A 16,441-nucleotide genomic window follows, 5' to 3' on the forward strand; every position below is an offset into this window, starting at 1 on the left:
TTTTTACCTGCACCCAACTGCATGAAAAAAATATTCCCATATATTACAAAACCGATCCTGATCATTAGTTTGGTAAGTTTATTTACCGACATGGCCAGTGAAATGTTATATCCTATCATGCCGGTATTTCTCACATCTATCGGGTTTTCTGCAGCATTGATAGGCATTTTGGAAGGTTTTGCAGAAATGATCGCAGGTTTGAGCAAGGGATATTTCGGACAATTATCAGATGTTCGGCAAAAACGATTGCCTTTTGTGCAGGCAGGATATTTATTGAGCGCAGTTTCCAAACCTATGCTTGCATTATTTGCAACTCCCGCCTGGATATTTTTTACAAGAACAGTGGACAGACTTGGAAAAGGTTTACGCACAGCACCGCGTGATGCTTTATTATCCGCCCAGGCTTCTCCTCAATATAAAGCCAGAGTTTTTGGATTCCACAGAAGTATGGATACGTTTGGTGCGGTATTAGGTCCGATGATCGCACTTATATTTTTAATATTTTATCCCGGTTCTTACAAAACATTATTTGTTATCGCATTTATTCCGGGTATTGCAGCAGTTATTTTTACCTTGTTCCTAAAGGAAAAAAAAGTTTCCCCAATAGATAAAAAAATTAATTTTTTTTCTTTCCTGAAATATATTAAAACTTCCGACAAACAATATCGAAAATTACTAATCGGACTGCTGATCTTTGCTTTAGTAAACAGTTCCGATGTGTTGCTTTTATTAAAAATGAAGGAATCGGGAATGGATGACAGCACCATTATCATGGTTTATATTTTTTACAACTTAGTTTATGCGTTATTATCTTTCCCGGCAGGCATTATTGCAGATAAATTTGGAGTGAAAAAAACGTTCATTTTTGGTTTGTTTCTTTTCGTAATTGTATATGTCGGATTTTCATTTACAGGTCAAAATTGGGTTTATTGGATACTATTTTTCTTATATGGCGTGTATGCTGCATGTACAGAAGGAATCGCCAAAGCGTGGATAACAAACATCTGCCAAGCAAACGAAGCGGGCACCGCAATTGGCACCTATGCCTCCCTTTCCAGTTTATGCGCTTTTGTGGCCTCTGCAACTGCCGGGTTGTTATGGACACTTTTTAATGCAGAAACTGCATTTGCTTTTACTGCCATCGTAGTTTTCGCTACTGCCATCTACATGGTGAGCGTTCCATATAAATTGCGTGAAATTGTTTAAAATGCTCCCTTCATTTCACAAAAATGTGATGTATATTCGCCATTGATTTGGTACCGATATATGCACAACTGCCTCCATGCTTTATCACAAAATTTTTTTTATTGGTCCATTGTCCCCTTAAATCTTTAATCGTAAAAAACTCATGAAACTTATTGATACGATTAAAAGAACCAATCTCATCACCACTGCAAATCTTACAATAAGGGGTGCAACACTCATTGGTAAGTTTTTATTGGTTTACTTCCTTGCGCGAAATTTAACAGTAGAACAATATGGGGTTTGGGGGATATTCACTACTTCTATCGCATTATCTCTATATGTAGTGGGACTCGATTTCTATACCTATTCCTCGCGCAGAATTCTGGATTTTGATGTTGCAGACCGAAGCCCGATGTTGCGCGACCAACTGGTTTTTTATTTTATAAGTTATCTGGTATTGTTTCCACTTCTGGGTTTACTTTTTGTATTTAATGTTATTGAACTCAGGTTTGCCATTTTCTTTTATGCTATTCTCCTATTTGAACATCTGGCGCAGGAAGCGTATCGAACCTTTGTGGTTTTTTCAAAACCAATTACTGCAAATGTAGTTTTATTTCTTCGCACCGGATTTTGGGCCTATGTATTATTAATACTTTGGATGAGTGGATTCGACGGGTTGCGAAATCTGAAGACAACCTATTTATTCTGGCTTGGTGGTGGTGCATCTGCAATTGGGGTTTCTTTGTTTTTTCTGGCTAAGATCAAATTTAAATCTGTAAGACATATCCCCATCGACTGGGCATGGATAAGGCAAGGAATCAAGGTGAGTTCATTATTTTTTATCGGAACAGTTGGATATAAAATTATTGAATTTGCCGACAGATACTTTATCGATTTTTATCACTCAAAAGAATCAGTGGGTGTTTATACCTTATACGCAAACATGTGCAATATTATAGAAACCTTTGTGCATACTGCAGTTATTATTACATTTTCACCACGACTTATTGAAACATTTCATAAAAATAATTACGATTACAGAAAAACGTTGGGTCAGTTCGCAAAACAAGTTGTGATATATAGTATATTAATTGCAATTGCACTTTCCTTACTCATTATTCCAATGTTCAAATCGCTGGAAGATCCAATGTACATGCAGGATTACAAGGTATTTTTGGTTTTGGTAGTATCTAAGATCATTCTGAATTTCTCGCTAATCTTTCATTATATTTTATATGTTAGAAAAAATGACTTCCCTATTATTAAAGCAACTGTTTTAGCCGCAGTGATCAATATTTTACTTAATTTCATACTCATTCCATCAATGAATATCATGGGAGCTGCACTGGCTACGGTTATCAGCTTCCTTATAGTGTTGTTCATGAAAATGTATTACACCCGAAATTTACCCGAAGCAAAACAAATTATTTACCTTCGGTTTTTGCGGAAAAGAAAAAAAGTGAAGAAAAATAATAATGTCTAAATAGACCCTTGTGCAATGAAACAGTATTTTGAAAATATAGAGTGGTGGGATTACATGTTATTTCTGGTGTATAATGGTATATTCTGTTATTTATTACATCGCATAGGAGACGTCTTTTTTGATATCAATAAAAAAGCACTCCGAATATTCATTTTGATTTTTCAGTTGTATTTTATTATTATCATTTTAGATAGCTTCTTCAATTTCCTTCCCTATTTACCCGATACTGACCTATATTCTTACATGATAAGTAGTGGTCAATACCCGGAAACAAGTTCAGAAAATATTTTAGTGTTATATTATCTAAGCTTATTCATTGGTTTAATTTGTTTGAATTCACCGGTTATTTATGTATTCTTTTGCATATTTTTATATATACTGGCCCTCATGATCTTTCTGCGAGCCTGGAAAAAGATAAACCCAAATTTTTCCCATGCCGATGAAATTACTTTTTCACTTTTGTGTTTTGTTTGGCCTGCTGCATCAATTTATTTTACTGTTCCTTTAAGAGAGGCCTTTGTAATATTTGGATTCGCTGTATTTTTTAATGGATTTTTACATTTCATTTATCAAAAACAATGGAGAGCTTTAATTTTTGGAAGTATACTCCTGTGCGCAATAAGGTTGCAACTCATCGTTTTTGTTTTTCCGGTATTAGGTGTTTTGCTGGTATATAAATTAAAGATCCACTCATTCTTTAAAGCTTCTATCCTCATTTCAACAGTACTTATAGCAGTGCTGACCGTAAGATATGTATTGGTGGAAAAACCCCTATCTCCCCAAACTATGGCGGAACTCAGAAATGTAAACATCAGTAATGCAGGTCCGTTGGGATATGGGAATGTGCAATGGGATTCTTATGCAGATATGGCGAGAGATTACCCTTTTATTATAGGACAATTCCTTTTTTCCCCTTTACCTATTTTTGTAGATCATGATCCGATCTCCACATTAATTCCATTTTTAGATCTGATATTTATGGTGTTCTTATTGCTGGTCATTTTTTCCAAATTTAAATATCATCTAAAAAATCATGGGGCTATACTATTATTAATTTTATTTTATATCATTCTATTTGGTGGTTACGAATATCATATCACTGGAGCCGTAAGACATAGAATGCCGATTATTTTAATATTTATGATTTTGGCAACCCCAACAATAAGTAAACTGTTATTCAAGAAAAAAACAAATGAAAAAACTGAGCATACTGCTGTCGACAATAAATGACAGAATTTATGCAGCTGAATCCATTTTACTTCAAAACTTTGAGGATACTGAATTTATTGTTGTTCACCAGATAACAGATTACGATACCGCAGATAAATATCAGTCATTTTATACAAAATTTGATAGCGAAAAAACAAAATTTATTCCCCGATTTGAAAAAGGAACCGGCCGTAGCCGAAATTGTGCAATGGAAAATGCCAGTGGCGAATTATTTTATTTGTGTGATGACGACCTGATTTTTAAGAAAGATTTTTATCAGCAAATAATGAAAGCATCTGAACAATTTCCCATTGCAGATATTTATACCTTTAAAATAGAAACTACAGCACATCAGCCCTATAAAAATTATCCCTCCAATTCATTCACACATTCGATCCGAAGTTGCGCCACAGTTTCCATTGTGGAAATGGTGATCAGAAGATCGGCATTTCAAAAAGGATTAGTAAAATTTGATGAACGTTTCGGATTAGGAACAAAATATAATACCGGCGAAGAATTTGTAATGTTAAGCGATGGAATAAAAAAAGGATTAAAAGCAGTTTACGTTCCCGAATATCTTGTACAACATCCGCCAATAAGTTCAGGTAAAATATTTAATAAGGAAGTTGCATTTGACAAAGGAGCTATGATAACAAAAGTGTATGGATGGAAATTTTTGATCATCGATGGATTATTTGCCTTGCGAAAGTATAATGAATATAAAAGCTCGTTGGGTTTCCTTAGTTTTATATACAATATTTATAAAGGAAGTTTTAAATTTTTAAGAAATGGCTGAACCACTCGTATCTGTAATAATGCCGGTGTATAATTCAGAACATTTTCTGGAAGATGCCATCCGATCTGTAATTAATCAGCTTTACCTTAATTGGGAACTCTGGTTAATTGATGATAATAGTACGGATAATTCTAAAGAAATAATTTCAAATTTTACTTCCATTGATAAAAGGATAAAAAGTATTTTCCTGACAGCAAACAGCGGAACTGCGATCGCAAGAAATACTGCAATTTTAAAGTGTACGGGAAAGTATATTGCATTTTTAGATGCCGATGATATTTGGTTACCGGAAAAACTTATGCTACAGATCAATTCTATGGAGATGAATGAACGTTCATTCACTTTCAGTTGTTATACAACAATGGATGAAAATGGAAAAGATCTGAAGAAAACTATTTCCGCACCTAAAACAGTAAATTACGCACAATTATTAAAAAATAATACTATTGGTTGTTTAACAGCAATTTATAATTCTGAAAAATTAGGCAAAATGTTAATGCCTGAAATTCGCAAACGACAGGATTATGGTTTGTGGTTAAATATTCTGAAAACAGGTGTTATCGGCTATGGAATACAGCAACCACTTGCAATTTATCGAATACGTGAATCTTCCTTATCCAATAAAAAAACGAATGTGTTGAAATACAACTGGATATTATTGCGCAAACATCAAAATTTATCGCTGTTCAGTGCTCTGTATTATTTCAGCTGTTTTCTTTTCAACAAAACAATTAAATACATGAAACAATGAAAAAAGCAGTAATTTTTGGCTCAACGGGTTTAACGGGTTCAGTCTTACTTCAGCATTTGATCGATACAAAATATTACACTGAAATTGTTTGTTTTGTTCGCCGTGAGAAAGCAACAGCAGAAGCAGGTGCGAAATACATTGTCACCAATTTTAGCGACCTCGATACCTATGGAGCCGAATTTGAAAATGCTGATGTTTTTTGTTGCCTAGGAACTACTATAAAACAGGTAAATTACGATAAGGAAAAATTTAAGGAAGCTGATCTTTATAATCCTTTATTGATCGCAAATTGCGTAAAAAAGTATAATGCCAATCAATTATTGATCATCTCAGCACTTGGCGCCAAAAGCAATTCCTCCATTTTTTATAATCGCGTAAAGGGCGAATTACAGGATAAATTATTGGCACTCAAACTAAATTCACTTCATATATTACAACCTTCTTTATTGGTTGGTGATAGAATTGAAAAAAGAGCTGGAGAAAAAGTGGGTGAGGTTATATTAAATCTTATGAAACCCTTTTTAATTGGTGGATTAAAAAAATACAGGTCTATTAAGGTTACCACAATTGCCAAAACAATGTTAAAACTGGCAAAAGAACAAAAACAAGGAGAATATATTTATACCTCCGACCTCATTCAACAGATCGCGGATGCGTAATTCCACCAAAGAAAATATTACAGCATTTATTAAAAAAGGTGCCGCTGATGCCGGGTTTTCCTATTGCGGCATATCCAAAGCCGGCCAATTAGAAGAGGAAGCACGTTTATTGGAAAAATGGTTGAACCAAAACAGACATGGCAAAATGTTTTATATGGAAAATCATTTCGACATGCGTATCGATCCTACAAAACTGGTTCCTGATTCCAAATCGGTAATAAGTTTAATGTATAATTATTTTACGGAAGAAAAACAAACAGAAGAGGCTGATTACCATATTTCAACATATGCATTCGGAGAGGATTATCATGTGGTTATAAAAGATAAATTATATACTTTCATTAATGAAATTAAACATATAGCCGGCGATTTTCACAGCAGAATTTTTGTTGATTCGGCACCCGTTCTGGAAAAGGCCTGGGCCCAAAAAAGCGGACTAGGCTGGCAGGGAAAAAACACCAATATTATTAATCCGCGATCAGGTTCATTTTTTTTTCTCGCGGAAATTATTTGTGATCTCGAATTGATCTATGACGGTCCAATGAAAGATTATTGCGGAAGTTGTACTGCCTGTGTTGATGCCTGCCCTACTGATGCATTGCATGAACCATATTATATCGATGCTACCAAGTGCATCTCCTATTTGACCATCGAATTAAAAGATGAATTTATTTCATCGGAATTCAAAGGCAAAATGGAAAATAGAATTTTCGGTTGTGATATTTGTCAGGATGTTTGCCCATGGAATCGATTTTCCACTCCACATAAGGAAAATAAATTTATCCCACAACCGGAATTACTAGACCTTAAAAAAAAGGACTGGGATCAACTCTCTGAAGAGTCCTTCAACAGATTATTTAAGGATTCACCCGTACAGAGAACAAAATTTAAAGGGTTAAAACGCAATATTGATTTTTTACAATAACCCTCCATCAATTTAGTAATTTATCAATTAATTCTTCGAAATTTTTACGGAATTCCACAAAAATTTCTCCGGTTGCCGGTCCGCTGAAACCGGTATAAATTTCTACCACTTCATGTTGTTTATTAAGGATGATCGTGGTTGGAAAACCCATCACTTTATTCAACATAGGCAAAACACTAGTTGCATCTTTTGGTAGTCCGGCATTTAAAATGGTATAATCAATTCCAAAATAAAGTCTTTCTTTTTCAATATTACTTCTAAAGGTTTGGGCATCCGGTTTTCGTTCAAATGACAATGCGATAATCTCGAGATCAGCGCCTTTATATTTTTCCTCCACCTCGCTCATATAACTGGTTTCATCCATACAATTGGGACACCAGGTGCCTGTAATCAAAACGATGATCACTTTATTTTTAAACTGTTCATCATTTAAAGAAACCATTTTTCCATTTTCATCAGGAAAGGCAAATTCGAATTTCGAATTACCATCTTTAATATAAGTTAACGATTTCGGATCCGGCAAATTTGCATTCTCATTTCTTTGCGCAATAAAAGAAGCAGTATAATGTATACCACTCCACCAATTTCCGGTTAAGGTTTTGTCATCCTGAATTTTACCTTTAAATAAAAAAGCATGTGAACCATCAAAGGCAGAAAGATAAAAACTATCTGCACTTACCTCCCCTTCCAAAAAACGATAATCACCGGTGGTTGTCAAAAAGGTTGCACTTAAATGTGATCCTTCCTGTTTAAAAATTCCTACTGTTTCATCTTTACTTGATTCGTCTGAAAATGTAGTGGCGTACTTACCGGTAATATTTTCCAAGGGCGATAATGGTGCTTTTATAAATCGAAATTTATCATACAACTCCGCATTAAACTTTAAATAATAATTTCCGGTTCTTGAGCGATCATACCAAATGCCGTCCAAACTTTCCAATTTTTTATCTTTGAAAACAACACGCATATAGGTATCAAAAACAGGAAAGGCAAGATCAAATGAGTCGTTTGGATTATACTTAAAGGTATTTGAAATATGTTCCTCTCCGTTCATTACCGTAAAAACTCCCTTTCCGATGGAATCAATTTTGAGTTCCAATTCAAATGGAAGTTCACCACCGGGAGTAAACAAAACCGCTCTGTATTTCGCCTGTAGTTCCACAGTTTTACCTGCAAAAACAGCGGAATAGCCGCTAATCAAAAACAAAACACCGATCAATTTTAATTTCATTCCGTAAGTTTACAGCAAAGTTAAATTATTGTATAAAGAAATATCTATACAGCAATATCTCGAAAAGGCTCAAAAAGTTCAGATAATCGATGTGCGTTCACCAAAGGAATTTAAACATGCACATATTCCCGGTGCTATAAATATGCCCTTGTTTGATGATGCTGAACGCGCAATTGTTGGAACAGCATATAAACAGGAAGGCAGGGAAATAGCTATTTTGAAGGGTTTAGAAATTGTTGGTCCCAAAATGGCTCCCATGGTGGCAGAAATCAAAGAAAAGTTTAGCGGAAAACCCATTGTTTTACACTGCTGGAGAGGTGGAATGCGGAGTAAAAGTGTGGCTACCCTATTATCGTTTTGTGGAATTGATACAGAAGTAATAAAAGGTGGATATAAATCTTATCGCAAAGAGGTTCAAAATTTATTTCTTCAAAATATGGAGTATATAATTTTGGGAGGAAGAACAGGAAGTGCAAAAACGAAGATCTTATCTGCCTTAAAAACAAGCGGTGAACAAGTGATAGATCTTGAAAAACTTGCCAACCATAAAGGAAGTGCATTTGGAGATCTAGGTGAAGATGTTCAACCCACTACGGAAATGTTTGAAAATTTATTGTTTGAGGGGTTGCGCTTTTTTGAAATGGATAAAAGAATATGGCTCGAGGACGAAAGTCATCTTATCGGTACAGTTTTTATTCCCGAAACCATATGGCAACAAATGCGAACAGCTCCTGTTATTTATTGCAATTTTCCTGTGGAAGAAAGAATTAAATTTTTAGTAGAAACTTATGGTCATTTTGATAAGGCAGGTGTGATAAATTCGGTGAATAAAATAACAAAACGATTAGGTGGTCAACACGCAAAAGCAATTTTGGAATTTTATGAAGCCGGAAATTTATATGAGGCTACCAAGTTAGTACTTGTGTATTATGATAAATCATATAATTACGGATTATCGCAACGTATTGCTGAAAACATTTTTGAAATAAAGATGGAAAAAATCAACCCAACGGAAAATGCAAACGAAATATTACAATTTATAGGGGATAAAGGAATTAGTAATAAAAAAAATATTTCATTGCAACAAATTAATTTACATTAATAAAATAATATATTATGGAACTCGAAAAAGAACAGGTTAAACTCACACAATATTCTCATGGTGCCGGTTGCGGATGTAAGATATCACCTAAAATTCTGGATGAAATATTAAAATCGGTTGGCAAACAAAATATATTTCCTAACTTATTAGTTGGTAATGAAACAAAGGATGATGCTGCAGTGTATGATCTTGGAAATGGCACCGGATTAATTTCCACCACCGATTTTTTTATGCCGATCGTGGATGATGCAATTAAATTTGGAAAGATAGCAAGTGTAAATGCTATAAGCGATGTATATGCCATGGGAGGAAAACCTTTAATGGCAATAGCAATTTTAGGATGGCCAATTGATAAAATAGAACCCTATTATGCAGGATTGGTTTTAGAGGGTGCCCGACAAGCATGTGCCGAGGCGGGAATTCCTTTAGCAGGTGGACATAGCATTGATTGCCCTGAACCTGTATTTGGTTTAGCAGTGAGTGGTTTAGTTGATCTGCCGAATTTAAAAAAGAATTCCGGAGCAAGTGTGGGATGTAGTTTATATCTCACCAAAAAATTAGGTGTAGGAATATTAACTACAGCACAAAAAAAAGCAATATTAAAACCCGAACATGCAGATATTGCGCCTGATAGTATGATGCAATTAAATAAGGTTGGAGAAGTGTTTGGTAAGTTAAAATATATTGAAGCGATGACCGATGTTACCGGTTTCGGGTTATTGGGACATTTAACAGAAATGTGTGAAGGAAGTAACCTGAGCGCAGAAATTAAATTTGAATTAGTACCTACTATAGATGCAACCATTTTGAACTATTATCTCGACTTAAAGTCAGTACCTGGCGGAACTATTAGGAATTTCAACAGTTATGGTCACAAAATAAATGGACTAAACGACCATAAAAAAAATATTCTATGTGATCCGCAAACTAGTGGAGGATTATTGGTAGCTGTGAGTGCCGGGTCTGAAGGTGAATTTGAGCAAACAGCGATCACAAATGGGTTTGAACTTAAGTGCTTTGGAAAATTGGTGGAAAAAGGCGCTTTTGTTGTTGATGTAATTTGAAGTAAAATCATTAGTTGCGGGTTGTAATCAGAATTTAAATCAACCATAACAATGAGGACCACACAATATACATTTTTTTATTTGCTGTTGTTCTTTGCACCTTTCAACAGAATTTACGGTCAACAAAATCTCGTTTGGAGTATTTGTGGTGGCGGAGGATATACTCGTTGGGTTGATGTGGTAAAAAATGTTACATTTTACGATGCTTCCGGAAATGTTATTGACAATGTCCAGGTGAAATCTGTAGGAAGTGGACCATCGGTAAAATTGCAGTCCAAAATATTATATCAAATGAATGGTCTTCAAATTGGATTAGGTGTTGGATTTCAACGTGATCTTTTTAATTATTACAATACGGAATCGGAAATATCAGGACTTATTGAAATAGATACTACTTATATTTCCAATGCAATTTATGAATTGGAATATTATTTAATAGGGGGATTTAATTTATTTAAAACAGATTTTTGGTCCGGAAATCTTAATCTGAATGTCGGTTCTTATTTTTTACATAGTGATTATAAAAGTGAGGATATAAAACGCAAGATCAACACCGGAGTAGAATGTGAATTAAATTATTTGATAATAGAAAACTGGGCATTACAAATTAACCCAAAATACGAATATGAATTTCTATCGTTGGATGAACCGTTGAGAGCGAATCCGAATTGGAGTATTCACAATATATCTGCATCTATTGGTTTGTGCAAAACCTTCTGAAAAAAGGTCTTTACCAGTTGTTTTATCTGAAAAATTCACTTTTTTGTGGAAATTCGTACAATTTGTCAACGAAATTTCTTCGCTGTAGTAAGCACATTTTGGAAAAAAAAAGTTTAATTTGCATTTATGGGGGAGACAATGGCTACACAAAAAAAACTGAAGGTTTCGCAAATGGCTGAAAACCTTATTGGGAGCGAGATCATAAAGTTGGCAGCAGAAATTCAGAACCGTATGAAAACGGGTGAGAAGATCTACAATATGACCATTGGCGATTTCGATCCTAAAATTTTCCCTATTCCTAAAGAGTTGGAAGAAGAGATCGTTCGCGCTTATCGCAATAATGAAACAAATTATCCCGCTGCAAATGGAATTGAAAGATTACGTGTGGCTGCCCAGCATTTTATCAAAAAAAATCAGGGATTGGATTATTCGCTGGATGAATTTTTGATTGCAGGTGGTGGACGACCTTTGATATATGCAACTTATATTACTTTATTGGATGCAGGTGACAAAGTAATTTATCCTATCCCAAGTTGGAACAATAATCATTATACGCATTTAAGTACTTGTCAGAAAATTGAGGTGCTTACAAAACCGGAAAATAATTTTATGCCAACGGCAGATGAAATTGCACCTCATGTTAAAGATGCAACTTTAATTGCGCTGTGTTCACCGCTTAATCCTACCGGAACAACATTTACAAAAAATAATCTGGAGGAAATATGCGATCTTGTTATCGCAGAAAATAACCGAAGAGGAGCCGACGAAAAACCATTGTATATTTTATACGATCAGTTATACTGGACACTTACCTTCGGGGAAACAAAACATTATGATCCCGTTTCACTGCGACCTGAATTGAAACAATATGTTATTTATATAGATGGAATAAGTAAATCATTATCTGCTACGGGAATTCGTGTAGGATGGAGTTTCGGTCCGAAACAAATTATAGATAAAATGAAGAGCATTTTATCACATATTGGTGCCTGGAGTCCAAAACCCGAACAAGTAGCATCAGCAAATTTTTTAATGATGGATGATGTTGTAAATTCATTTTTGACGGATTTCAAAAATAAAATACAACAGCGTCTCGATGGATTTTATGCCGGATTTAAAAAATTACAGGATAAAAATTATCCTGTAGAATGTATTGCACCGCAAGCCGCTATTTATTTAACAATTAAAATTGATTTTAGAGGTGCATTAACTGCAGAAGGGAAACGCATTGACACAATGGCTGATGTTGCCTCCTATTTACTAGATGAAGCGAAAATGGCCTTGGTTCCATTTTTTGCCTTTGGAAGTGAAAAAGAAAGCCCTTGGTTCCGATTGAGTGTTGGAACAACAAAAATGGAAGACGTAGAGGCGTGTTTGGAGAGTTTAGAAAAGGCGATGAAGAAATTGACAATTGATAATTGATAATTGACAATTGACAATTGATAATTGAATAGCCTGATTTATATTAATATGGAGACTTCGATAACTAATTCTACTACTTAAAAGGAGAGAGGAGAGAGGAGAAAGGAGTTTAAATTTCTTGCGAAATTTTTTTGGCCAATGCCGTTAGTGAGACGCTCGCTAAGAGCGAGAGCCTCACTCGCTCCGGTTTAGGGAATTTATAAAATCCCAAAGTTTGTTTTCCTGATACTTGATACCTGATACTTGATACTTAATAGAAAGGAGTTTAAATTTCTTGCGAAATTTTTTTGGCCAATGCCGTTAGTGAGACCCTCGCTAAGAGCGAGAGCCTCACTCGCTCCGGTTTAGGGAATTTATAAAATCCCAAAGTTTGTTTTCCTGATACTTGATACCTGATACTTGATACTTAATAGAAAGGAGTTTAATTTTCTTGCGAATTTTTTTTGGACTATGCCGTTAGTGAGACCCTCGCTAAGAGCGAGAGCCTCACTCGCTCCGGTTTAGGAATTTAAAAATCCCACCGTTTGTTTTCCCGTGTCCCGTGTCCCGTGTCCCTCTAATATCCAAACTTAAACAAATATCCCGGTTGATTTTTTCCTTCGGGGCGGCCGTAATAAATAAATGAATTTAATTCAAGAAAATAATCTCCTTTGATCCAGATATAATCTTTAAAAGGGATTTTACATTCACCCACTAATTCGTTTATTTCAAAATCACCTTTTTCATTAAACGTAATATCATATCGATATAACTCACCTTTGTTACCGGCATCAACCTGCGACTTATAAACCGTTTTAACATCCGGTTGGTCGGCACCGGCACTTATCTTTTCATAACTGTTACCAAAAGCATGAACTCTATTGTTTTCCAATAAAATTTCATTTGTTTCCCAATCAGAAAAATAAAAGAGATGCGCCCACACATTTTCAAAATTTTCATCCAGTTTAACATATGCAATTGCACCTAATTCTAAATTTTTCATATTGTTCGGACTAAACCCTCCGCTTCCCGGAGGCAGCACCGGTAAATAATCTTTATAAGAAAGGTAAATATTACCATCTGCATCACTTTGAATGCTATGTAACAAAAACTCTTTAGAAGAGCCATTATATCCGTTTTTTCCTTCTTTACCATAGGAAGCAGCTTCCTCAGGAGTTAAATAGTCAAATACCATACTTGAAAAGTCATCTATTTTATTTCCTTTTGTTATATCGAAAACGTACATCTTACCGGAGTCGTAATATAGTTTGTCGTCAAATTTTTGCCAGGTTACATCAACAAATAATTTATTATCCACAAAATTAAAATTTACACTTTCTGAATAACCCGTTTCATCTTCTAAATTTTCTGAATGAATTTTATTTGTTTTATCTGTAAAATAAATCGTGTATGTAATATAATCACCTGCACCTTTTTTATACTTTTTTTCAACACCAATACCTAATGCAAATTCCCCATCGTCACTTATTCCAGTTTCGATTCCGCGCAGATCACTTAATTTATATTCGGTGGAAACATTACCCTCATAAGCAGTGGAAAGATCAGAATTAAATACCTTGTAGACGAAATTTGCCAATGCAAAATCATTTTTGGTCTGATCATGCAACATAATGGAAAAATATTTATGATCCTTAGAAAATCCGATATAAACTTTAGCCTTTGGAGCAAAAACGGTTCCGGGTACATCCTTTTCAAATTCAATCTCCTCTTCACTTCCAAGCAGATCCATCTTATCCTGACTTAATTCAAGAGAGCCTGTATCAATTTGCTGAGCAAACAACCTTGTACTTTTAAGCACATTTCCGGTATTTACTTTTTCTGTATAGAGAATAAATATATGATCTTCCAGATGCGTAACACCATAATAAGATCTGGATTTATTCATTACGATGTCCAGACTTTTTGATTTAATTAAATTGAGTTGAGCATCATACTTTTCCATATACAGACTTTCAGGTTGAAGACTTGCCAGAACAATATTACCCGAACCCAAAACGAAAATGTCCAAAAACGAATTACCCCAAAGATCTGCTTTACCACCCACCCAATAAGCATATGATGAGGAGATATTTTCGCCGGTTTTTACCTGCTTGAAGGATTCGCATTTTATTTGGGCTTGGAGAGGATTGTTAATATAACAAATTGATAAAAAACATAACATCTTTAATTTAAGATTTAAAGCGATTTGGGTTTTCATAGTTATTTGGTTTGTTTATAGGTAAAATTTAGGTTGTCAAGTATAATTAATTTTATAGTTGGTTAAAATGTAAATTTCTTCTTCGCATGACAGACCTCACAGGTTTCCAAAACCTGTGAGGTCGTCGCAAAACCTGTAGGTGTTTGTAAATCCCATAGGGTCATCGATAACCCCGGCTGTTCAATTGTCAATTATCAATTGTCAATTGTCAATTTCCCCCTAATCTCCTCATCAAGTTCTATTGCTTTTCCTGTTGTATTATCAACCATTGCAAAAGTAACATCGGCATCGGCAACTAATTTATTGTCGGATATTCGGGTGATATTTTGATGAACGGTTGCACTTTTGTTTCCGATGTTTTTAATTTCTACGGTTACTGATAATTCGTCGTTTAATATGCTGGGACGTTTATAATTAATATTAATATTTACAACAACAAAACTCAAATTTCTTTTTTCAAAAAATTCGAAAGGCCCTAATCGGTTCAGCCATTCCCAACGCGCTTCCTCTAAAAATTCGAGGTAACGGGCGTTGTTTACGTGACCGAACATGTCGCAATGGAAACCTCGTACTTTAATTGTATGCATAATTATTAATTGGAGCTTTAAAGATGGGAATAAAATGGGGAAATTTAATTTTTATTCTTAGAAAAATTATGATGGTAACTGCGTGAGGGATTGTAGCGGAAAGCCCACAGCCGAGGCACGAGGCGAGGACTTGCAGCGAAAAGCCCGACCCGTAGGGACACGCCCACTTTTGCCTTTAAGAAGGGAAAGTCTTCATTAAAATTGTTGGCATTTCTACTATATTTACAAAAAATAAAAAGTATGTATAATCAACCAATGTTGCGCGATGGAGCTTTGCAAGGAAAAACCGTAATTGTTACCGGAGGTGGAACGGGATTAGGAAAAAGTATGTCGACATATTTTTTACAATTAGGGGCGAACGTAGTAATTACGAGTAGAAAATTAGATGTATTGGAAAAAACTGCTGCCGAATTAAGTGCATCAACAAAAGGAAATTGTTTTGCAGTTGCCTGTGATGTACGCAATTATGAGGAGGTTGAAAATGTTTTAAAATTATCGATAGAAAAATTCGGACAGGTTGACGTATTGGTAAATAATGCCGCCGGAAATTTTATTTCACCAACAGAAAGATTATCGCACAGAGCATTTGATACCGTTGTAGATATTGTTTTAAAAGGAAGTTATAATTGCACTCTTGCATTAGGAAAATACTGGATAGAAAATAAAATAAAAGGAAATGTAATGAGCATTGTAACCACTTATGCTTGGACAGGTTCAGGATATGTGGTGCCAAGCGCATGTGCTAAAGCAGGAGTTTTGGCACTTACGAGAAGTCTTGCTGTTGAGTGGGGAAAATACGGTATCAGGCTAAATGCCATAGCACCCGGACCATTTCCTACGGAAGGTGCATGGAGCAGATTATTGCCACCCGACTTGAAAGAAGAATTTGATCTTACAAAAAAAATACCTGTCGGCAGATTAGGTGATCATCAGGAACTCGCGAATATTGCCGCATATTTAATTTCTGATTATGCGGGATTTGTAAATGGGGAAGTAATTACCATTGATGGTGGTGAATGGTTAAAAGGTGCAGGTGAATTTAATATGTTGGAAAAAGTTCCGTCGCAGTTATGGGATATGATGGAGATGATGCGGAAGAAGAAATAAAAT

At 35.1% G+C, this 16,441-nt stretch carries 15 protein-coding genes; 12 read left to right on the forward strand and 3 right to left on the reverse strand.

The window, feature by feature from the left end; genetic code table 11:
- The first annotated feature begins 21 nt into the window (after nucleotides 1-21).
- The 7 genes from IPI31_17635 (at nucleotide 22) to queG (ending at nucleotide 7,008) form a co-directional block, all read left to right on the forward strand.
- Complete coding sequence (locus tag IPI31_17635; GenBank protein MBK7569646.1) at nucleotides 22-1,206, forward strand: MFS transporter; 1,185 nt, start codon at nucleotides 22-24, stop codon at nucleotides 1,204-1,206.
- 142 nt (nucleotides 1,207-1,348) lie between these two features.
- Nucleotides 1,349-2,668: a polysaccharide biosynthesis C-terminal domain-containing protein gene (locus tag IPI31_17640; GenBank protein MBK7569647.1), complete on the forward strand. Its 1,320-nt coding sequence runs from the start codon at nucleotides 1,349-1,351 to the stop codon at nucleotides 2,666-2,668.
- Nucleotides 2,669-2,683: 15 nt separating this feature from the next.
- The gene (locus IPI31_17645; GenBank protein MBK7569648.1) at nucleotides 2,684-3,898 is read left to right on the forward strand and encodes a hypothetical protein; all 1,215 of its coding nucleotides are present in this window, start codon (nucleotides 2,684-2,686) and stop codon (nucleotides 3,896-3,898) included.
- Nucleotides 3,861-4,673: a glycosyltransferase family 2 protein gene (locus IPI31_17650; protein ID MBK7569649.1), complete on the forward strand. Its 813-nt coding sequence runs from the start codon at nucleotides 3,861-3,863 to the stop codon at nucleotides 4,671-4,673. The genes IPI31_17645 and IPI31_17650 overlap by 38 nt, the downstream gene beginning before the upstream one ends.
- A complete protein-coding gene (locus IPI31_17655) occupies nucleotides 4,666-5,424 on the forward strand; it encodes a glycosyltransferase family 2 protein (protein MBK7569650.1) in 759 nt (252 codons plus the stop codon). The genes IPI31_17650 and IPI31_17655 overlap by 8 nt, the downstream gene beginning before the upstream one ends.
- A complete protein-coding gene (locus tag IPI31_17660) occupies nucleotides 5,421-6,083 on the forward strand; it encodes an NAD(P)H-binding protein (GenBank protein MBK7569651.1) in 663 nt (220 codons plus the stop codon). Before IPI31_17655 ends, IPI31_17660 begins: the two co-directional genes overlap by 4 nt.
- Nucleotides 6,076-7,008, forward strand: coding sequence for a tRNA epoxyqueuosine(34) reductase QueG (queG, locus tag IPI31_17665; protein ID MBK7569652.1), 933 nt, complete (start codon nucleotides 6,076-6,078; stop codon nucleotides 7,006-7,008). The genes IPI31_17660 and queG overlap by 8 nt, the downstream gene beginning before the upstream one ends.
- A 7-nt stretch (nucleotides 7,009-7,015) precedes the next feature.
- Here the strand turns inward: queG and IPI31_17670 are convergent, their stop codons facing one another.
- Entirely contained in the window at nucleotides 7,016-8,239 is a 1,224-nt protein-coding gene (locus IPI31_17670; protein MBK7569653.1) for a TlpA family protein disulfide reductase, read from the reverse strand.
- 28 nt (nucleotides 8,240-8,267) lie between these two features.
- Between IPI31_17670 and mnmH the strand changes: the two genes are divergently transcribed.
- From mnmH to IPI31_17690, 4 genes are all read left to right on the forward strand, one after another.
- Complete coding sequence (mnmH, locus tag IPI31_17675; GenBank protein ID MBK7569654.1) at nucleotides 8,268-9,341, forward strand: tRNA 2-selenouridine(34) synthase MnmH; 1,074 nt, start codon at nucleotides 8,268-8,270, stop codon at nucleotides 9,339-9,341.
- A gap of 14 nt (nucleotides 9,342-9,355) precedes the next feature.
- Nucleotides 9,356-10,405, forward strand: a complete 1,050-nt coding sequence (gene selD, locus IPI31_17680) for a selenide, water dikinase SelD (protein MBK7569655.1) — start codon at nucleotides 9,356-9,358, stop codon at nucleotides 10,403-10,405.
- 51 nt (nucleotides 10,406-10,456) lie between these two features.
- Entirely contained in the window at nucleotides 10,457-11,125 is a 669-nt protein-coding gene (locus tag IPI31_17685) for a hypothetical protein (GenBank protein ID MBK7569656.1), read from the forward strand.
- A 171-nt stretch (nucleotides 11,126-11,296) separates the two neighbouring features.
- The gene (locus IPI31_17690) at nucleotides 11,297-12,547 is read left to right on the forward strand and encodes a pyridoxal phosphate-dependent aminotransferase (GenBank protein MBK7569657.1); all 1,251 of its coding nucleotides are present in this window, start codon (nucleotides 11,297-11,299) and stop codon (nucleotides 12,545-12,547) included.
- Nucleotides 12,548-13,103: 556 nt separating this feature from the next.
- On the opposite strand, the gene IPI31_17695 is transcribed toward IPI31_17690, so the two are convergent.
- The gene (locus IPI31_17695) at nucleotides 13,104-14,744 is read right to left on the reverse strand and encodes a hypothetical protein (GenBank protein ID MBK7569658.1); all 1,641 of its coding nucleotides are present in this window, start codon (nucleotides 14,742-14,744) and stop codon (nucleotides 13,104-13,106) included.
- A gap of 194 nt (nucleotides 14,745-14,938) precedes the next feature.
- Complete coding sequence (locus IPI31_17700; GenBank protein ID MBK7569659.1) at nucleotides 14,939-15,331, reverse strand: acyl-CoA thioesterase; 393 nt, start codon at nucleotides 15,329-15,331, stop codon at nucleotides 14,939-14,941.
- Nucleotides 15,332-15,571: 240 nt separating this feature from the next.
- Between IPI31_17700 and IPI31_17705 the strand changes: the two genes are divergently transcribed.
- Nucleotides 15,572-16,438: an SDR family oxidoreductase gene (locus IPI31_17705; GenBank protein ID MBK7569660.1), complete on the forward strand. Its 867-nt coding sequence runs from the start codon at nucleotides 15,572-15,574 to the stop codon at nucleotides 16,436-16,438.
- The last annotated feature ends 3 nt before the right edge of the window (nucleotides 16,439-16,441 follow it).

The organism is Bacteroidota bacterium (assembly GCA_016706865.1).
Taxonomy (GTDB): Bacteria; Bacteroidota; Bacteroidia; order Chitinophagales; family BACL12; genus UBA7236.